Origin of the sequence: Thermogemmatispora sp., from assembly GCF_019683755.1 — a bacterium.
Classification (GTDB): Bacteria; Chloroflexota; Ktedonobacteria; order Ktedonobacterales; family Ktedonobacteraceae; genus Thermogemmatispora.
In genome coordinates this window covers 1-5,960 of the sequence record NZ_JADGHT010000292.1, presented here as the reverse complement: position 1 = coordinate 5,960, position 5,960 = coordinate 1, and the positions used below count along the sequence as shown (strand labels likewise).

Genomic DNA, 5,960 nt, shown 5'->3' with positions numbered 1-5,960 from the left:
GCACAGGATGACGCAGGACAATCGCCTGTGTGTAGGCCTCAAAGACGCTGATCGTGTCTTCAAACGATTCACCTTTCCGAACCGAGCTGACTACCTCCGGGTTCTGAATATCAAGCGTCTGCCCACCGAGACGCTTGACGGCAGCCGCAAAGGAGCCAAAAGTCCGGCTGGAGGGCTCATAGAACAATAGGGCTACGAGTTGACCAGCGAGCAGTTGGGAAGGCTCACCCGCAAGGACCAACTCTTTCATCTTGCGCGCGAGCGCGAAGACCCTATAGAGATCAGCCGCTGAAAATTGATCAAGAGAGAGGATATCTTTGCCCCTGAAATCTCCGCTGATCAGCTCAAGCGAGCCTGGCGGATGCGTGATGACTTGATTCATGCTGTCCTCCAGCTAGCCTTTCAGCACGACCTGTTGACTGGTCATATGTTTGTCAGTGCTCCACCTCCGTCAAGCTAGAAGCGGGGCGGTTGCGAGTTTCCTCCTTGCTTGCTAAGGAGCGAGGGGCTGTCCTGGCTGAGGCTATAAAAAAATTCCCCACCCCTGTTTCCAGGGGTGAGGAAAAATCTTCTTCCCCAGGCAAGACACCGGGTCCGCCCCATCTATAGAATGAACAATCCACCTCCCATAAGAGATGGAGAGTCAATAATCGTAAACTGACTAATGCCATGATGGAGCCAGACCCTTTGTCCACAAACTTGCCGAGTAAGCCCATTTCAAATCGTCATATATTTATACACGTTACGTTGTGAAAAGTCAATAGCCAACAGGTACCTGGCGCTAAGGTTGCCCCCTGTAGCCTTTGGAGATGTGGGAAGAGACCGCTTATCTTCGCTTGGGGAAAAGCTGAACGCCTCAGAGCCAGTGCCCTGGTGACCGCCTGAGGCGCCCAGCCCTTTGCAGCCGGTCCAGGAGGGCAGTCAATAGTTCATGCAGCCAAGGGTCCTGGCTCAGGCCGAGGTGCATCTGTTGACCGCTTCTTTAGGCGCAGGCTACGCTCCTTCAATGAGGTCCTGGAGGGCCTCGTGGGGATCACTATCCTCTTCGGCATCTAAGGGCAGCTCTTCCCCAGCAATACGCGCCACCATTGAAGGCACAGTACGGCTTTGGAGAATGATGCCCCTCATCAGCGAGGCACTGGCCTGGGCAAACATCGGACGTAGACGCGTGAGGCGTTCCTGCTGTTCCTGCAACTCTGCAAGCTGACGCTGCATCTGCTTGAGTGTATTGCGACTGAGATCAGAGCCAGCGGTGGATGGGGAGGTTGACAACCATTCAGGCCAGAGGTCACGCGCATCCAAGAGCTGGCCAATGGCTCCCTGCACTTGTTGTAGCAGGTCAATGGTCTGGTTGAGCAACATCAGAATATCTCCCTCGGCCAGATCGATGCGCCGTAACAAGCCGTTCAGGGACATACCACGCGCCCAGGAGAGAGCTACACCATGAAATTCGGGCACGATGCGCGGCGTTAGCGAGAGACCTGCCATCTCCTCCATCTCACAGACCCGCTTCTCAACCTGCTTAAGTTCGCGCCGTACCTCCTTGAGGCGCGGATTCAGGACATGACGGTTATAGAGCCGCCGGTCGTTGTCAAAGGTGAACCAGCTACAGACCTCCGCCAGCTCCGCCGGCGTTAGCTCATCCAGGACCCCATCCATGATCAGCTCAACAATGAGGATGCCTGCGGGATGGAAAATGCTACGCAGGAGACGCCCACGCAGAGTGAGTCGGTCGTCACGCCCAATGTAGCCCAAAGCACGCAGGACAAAGACTGTGCCTTCTAGCTCCTCTTTCCCTTCGCGGCTCAGTTGCAGCCAGCCACGGCGTCGCTGGCTACGTTCCAGCGCTCGCGCCGCCGCCTCCGCCGCTTTGAGCTTTTTCTTGCTCACCTTATGGCCCTTACGGAGCTGATGCTCCACCTGTCGAATAAGGTGCAGCTCCTGCTCTTCCCAGGCACGATAGCGCTGATATTCGCGCAGGCTCGAGGCACAGATACGTCGGAGATGCTCAATATCTCCCTCGCGCCAGAGGTTAAGAATGGAATTATAGCGGATTACAAAGGAGCTACAGACCGGATGCAGCTCAGCAGTAACGTGAGCAAAAGCCTCCTCGAACGGCTCCCAAGGCGAGTATGGGATCACTGCAGCCCCACGGACATCCATACCGCGCCGGCCAGCTCGTCCAGTGAGCTGGCGATATTCGTTCGGCGTGAGGAGACGCATCTCTACCCCGTCGAATTTGCTCAGGCTCCCTACAACTACAGAACGGGCAGGCATATTGATGCCAAGCGCCAGTGTATCGGTGGCGAAAACCGCCCGCAAATGGCCCTGAGCAAAAAGGGTCTCTACCAGCACCTTCAGGCCTGGCAAGAGCCCAGCATGGTGGAAAGCCAGGCCGCGGGGGAGAAGATTGACTAGAGCATGCACCTGCTGGAGATTACGGTCCTCGGGCGGCAATTGCTCCAGCCAGACACGAATCTCTTCACGAATATGCTCTTGTTCCTGCGCCGTGGTGAAAAGATGGCGTGCTGCGCTCATAGCAGCTTCCTCAACAGCCCGCCTCCCCGGCAGAAAGTAGAGACAGGGCAAGAGATCAGCATCACGCAGGGCCGTGAGCACCTCACCTGGTTCAGGCGCCCGCCGCAACGTTGGACGGACCCGCTTGGTCTTCGAGCGCGTTTTGTCCTTAGCATCCGATGTAACTTCACTAGTTACATCGCTACCAATATGCTCATTATACTGTATTAACTCAGATTTATTTTGTTCACCTGTCTGCTCTGCATTATGATCCTCTCTCTCAAATGCATTCCAATCACGATCGAATGCATAGCGCCGCGCCAAGCGGGCCTCTCCGCCAACATTAGGGAAGCGTTTGACACGCCGCCCAGCAGCATCCTGAACCAGATGCAGTTTACCATCGAGAAAGTAGTAGTGCTCTAATGGTACGGCCCGCTCCTCGTGCACAATGAGAGCGACAGGACGATGCACCCGGCTAATCCAATCGGCCAGCTCCTGAGCGTTGCTAACCGTAGCTGAGAGGCCGACGAGCTGTACATGAGGAGGGGAACAAATGATCGCCTCCTCCCAGACGGGACCGCGCTCAGGATCGCTGAGATAGTGCAGTTCATCAAAGATGACATAGGCCACGTCGGCCAGAGAAGAAGCTCCGTCCTCTGCCCCCTCCTCTAGGAGCATATTGCGGTAGACCTCGGTTGTCATAATGACGATCGCCGCTCGACTTCTCTCCACAATATCCCCTGTGACGAGACCAACCGCCTCCGGCCCATAGATAGCGCGTAAATCGCGGAACTTCTGATTCGAGAGCGCCTTCAACGGGGTAGTGTAGATTACGCGTGCACCCTGCTGCCGGGCCTTCCAGATAGCATACTCGGCTACGAGTGTTTTCCCCGTACCTGTTGGGGCTGCCACCAGTACTGACCGTCCCCGCGCAAGGTGCGCTATGGCTTCTTTCTGAAAGGTGTCAAGAGGAAATGGATACCTACTTGCAAATGTCTCTATCTCTCCCTGAATCTCAGGTCCAACCTCCACGTTTCTCTTGCCCATTTCAACCTTTCTCTAACGCGCTACCAGAAAACAGACTACGATGCTGCTCAATATGAAGAACCATCTTCCGCGTAGGAGATTTTGTACAGCCATTGTACTTCATTGCCTCATTGTAGCACGAAAGGAGGAAGGGGGCAAGCAGGACTGGCTGTCAGGCTGCCGGAAGCCTCAAGCCCCAATGGCGCACTGATCCAAGCCTCCCAAGCCTCGCTGCCCTGTGGTGAGAGATAGGCGCTGCGCGCTTTCAGAGATCGCCAGCGAAGCTGGTGGCTTGGGCCCGTGACCACCTACCTGAGTGTCGGGGAGATCTCGTTCCACCCTCTTGCAGAGAAGAGCCTACCCTGCTATACTACAGTCCAGTCACACAGAAGCTCCTAGCTGGTCACAAAGTAGCGAGACCGACCAACTGAACAACGAGACCGGCGATGATGAAGAGGAGTAACCGGTCGAGGATATCAGCGAGCCGGCGGTTGGTGGAAGGCCGGCAATCCAGAACCGGTGAAGGGCGCTTCGGAGCCGGTATATGACAATGAGTGGCTTCGCGCTCGCTCCTTTGTCGCTTTCCGCTGCTGCTAGCGGTGAGCACGGAGGAAGAGCGTGAAGAAGCAGGGTGGAACCGCGCATATCGCCTGAGAGAGGTCTGCCCCGGGCGGCTTATGTTGGCGATATTCGTCCCTGGCGTTCTTGAACGCCTGGGGCGATTTTTATTGCAGAGGAGGAGACCACTCACCTATGACCCAGCTTGAGCAGCAACAGACCAGTGAAACTGCCTTCGTACCCATTGAAAAGATTGTCTCGCTCTGTAAGCGGCGCGGCTTTGTGTACCCAAACTCGGAAATCTATGGTGGCATCTCGGGCGTCTATGACTTTGGCCCCCTGGGCGTCGAATTGCGCAATAATATCCGCCGCTACTGGTGGTGGTCGATGGTTCAGACGCAAGATAACATTGTTGGGATCGAAGGCGCGATTCTGACCCACCCCCGTGTCTGGGAGGCCAGCGGTCACGTTCAGAATTTTGTTGATCGCCTGGTCGAGTGCAAGACCTGTAAGCGGCGCTTCCGGGTCGATCATTTGCCGCCAGAGAATCTGGAGCAGCGCAAGTGCCCGAACGATGGCGGCGAGCTGATGGAGCCTCGGACCTTTAATTTGCTGATGGAGACCTACCTGGGCGTGGTTGAAGATGATCGCGTGAAGACGTACCTACGCGGCGAGGCCTGCCAGAATATCTATCTGGACTTCATGAACGTCGTGAAGTCTTCACGTATGAAGATCCCCTTCGGAATCTGCCAGATCGGGAAGGCTTTTCGCAACGAGGTAACGCCCGGTAACTTCCTCTTTCGCCAGCGTGAATTCGAGCAGTGGGATCTGCAGTTCTTTGTCCACCCGAGCGAGATGCAGCACTGGTTCGATTACTGGAAACAGCGTCGCTTCGAGTGGTACCGCGGGCTGATTAACCATAAGGATCGTTTGCGCCTGCGCGAGCATGGTCCTGATGAGCTGGCTCACTACGCCCGTCAGGCTTTCGATATCGAATATCAGACAGTCCTCGGCTGGCAAGAGTGGGAGGGTATCCACTGGCGCCAGGATTGGGATCTCTCGCGTCACAGCCAGTATAGCGGCGAAGATCTCAGCTACGTTGACGAGGTCACCAAAGAACGCTTTATCCCTTGGATCGTGGAGACCTCCGGCGGCGTCGATCGCACCTTCCTCTACCTGCTACTGGATGCTTATGAGGAGCAGCCCGATCCCCAGGGTAAGAGCGGAGAGACACGGACTGTCCTCCATCTGCATCCGATGCTTGCTCCCGTCAAGGTCGCTGTCTTCCCGCTGAAGCGCAATAATGAGGAGTTGGTGAAGTTGGCCCGCGAGATCTATGAGCGCCTGCGCCGGCTGATGGTGGCCCAATACGATGATACGGGCAGCATCGGACGCCTCTATCGCCGCCAGGATGAGATTGGGACGCCTTATTGCGTCACCGTCGACTTCCAATCCCTGGAGGATAAGACGGTTACTGTGCGCGATCGCGATACCATGGCTCAGGTACGCGTGGCTATCGATGAGCTGCCAGCTTATCTGCTGGAGCGCGTGACCTGGCATTGATGAGTACCCCTATGCCAGTACGGCCTGCCACTAGATGTTAGGGGCTAGGGGGAGCAGGCAGCTTCCTGGAATGGCGAGCTTGCTCCCTCTTTTGCTCTCTTCATCTGACATCATGCCTCTCAGCAAGTGCAAGCAATCTGGTCCTCTCAGCGAGTCCCGAAGCTGCGCTGAAGCAGTGAGGAGACCGGCCAGCGGCCAAAAGATAATTGAGGAACTGTGCTTTTGACCCCAGTTAAACCGTTCTTAAATTGCAGGATGATCGTGTCACTGCAAGCCTGATTACCCCTGGGCTTGTG

Annotated in this window: 2 protein-coding genes and 1 pseudogene; 1 reads left to right on the top strand and 2 read right to left on the bottom strand. The window is 56.1% G+C overall.

The window, feature by feature from the left end; translation table 11 throughout:
* A pseudogene (locus IRZ24_RS15710) lies at positions 1 to 382 on the bottom strand (hypothetical protein); the annotation flags it as partial.
* Positions 383 to 993: 611 nt separating this feature from the next.
* A complete protein-coding gene (locus IRZ24_RS15705; protein ID WP_297165994.1) occupies positions 994 to 3,564 on the bottom strand; it encodes a DEAD/DEAH box helicase in 2,571 nt (856 codons plus the stop codon).
* Between the two features lie 732 nt (positions 3,565 to 4,296).
* Between IRZ24_RS15705 and IRZ24_RS15700 the strand changes: the two genes are divergently transcribed.
* A complete protein-coding gene (locus IRZ24_RS15700) occupies positions 4,297 to 5,664 on the top strand; it encodes a glycine--tRNA ligase (protein ID WP_297165991.1) in 1,368 nt (455 codons plus the stop codon).
* Positions 5,665 to 5,960 lie beyond the last annotated feature (296 nt).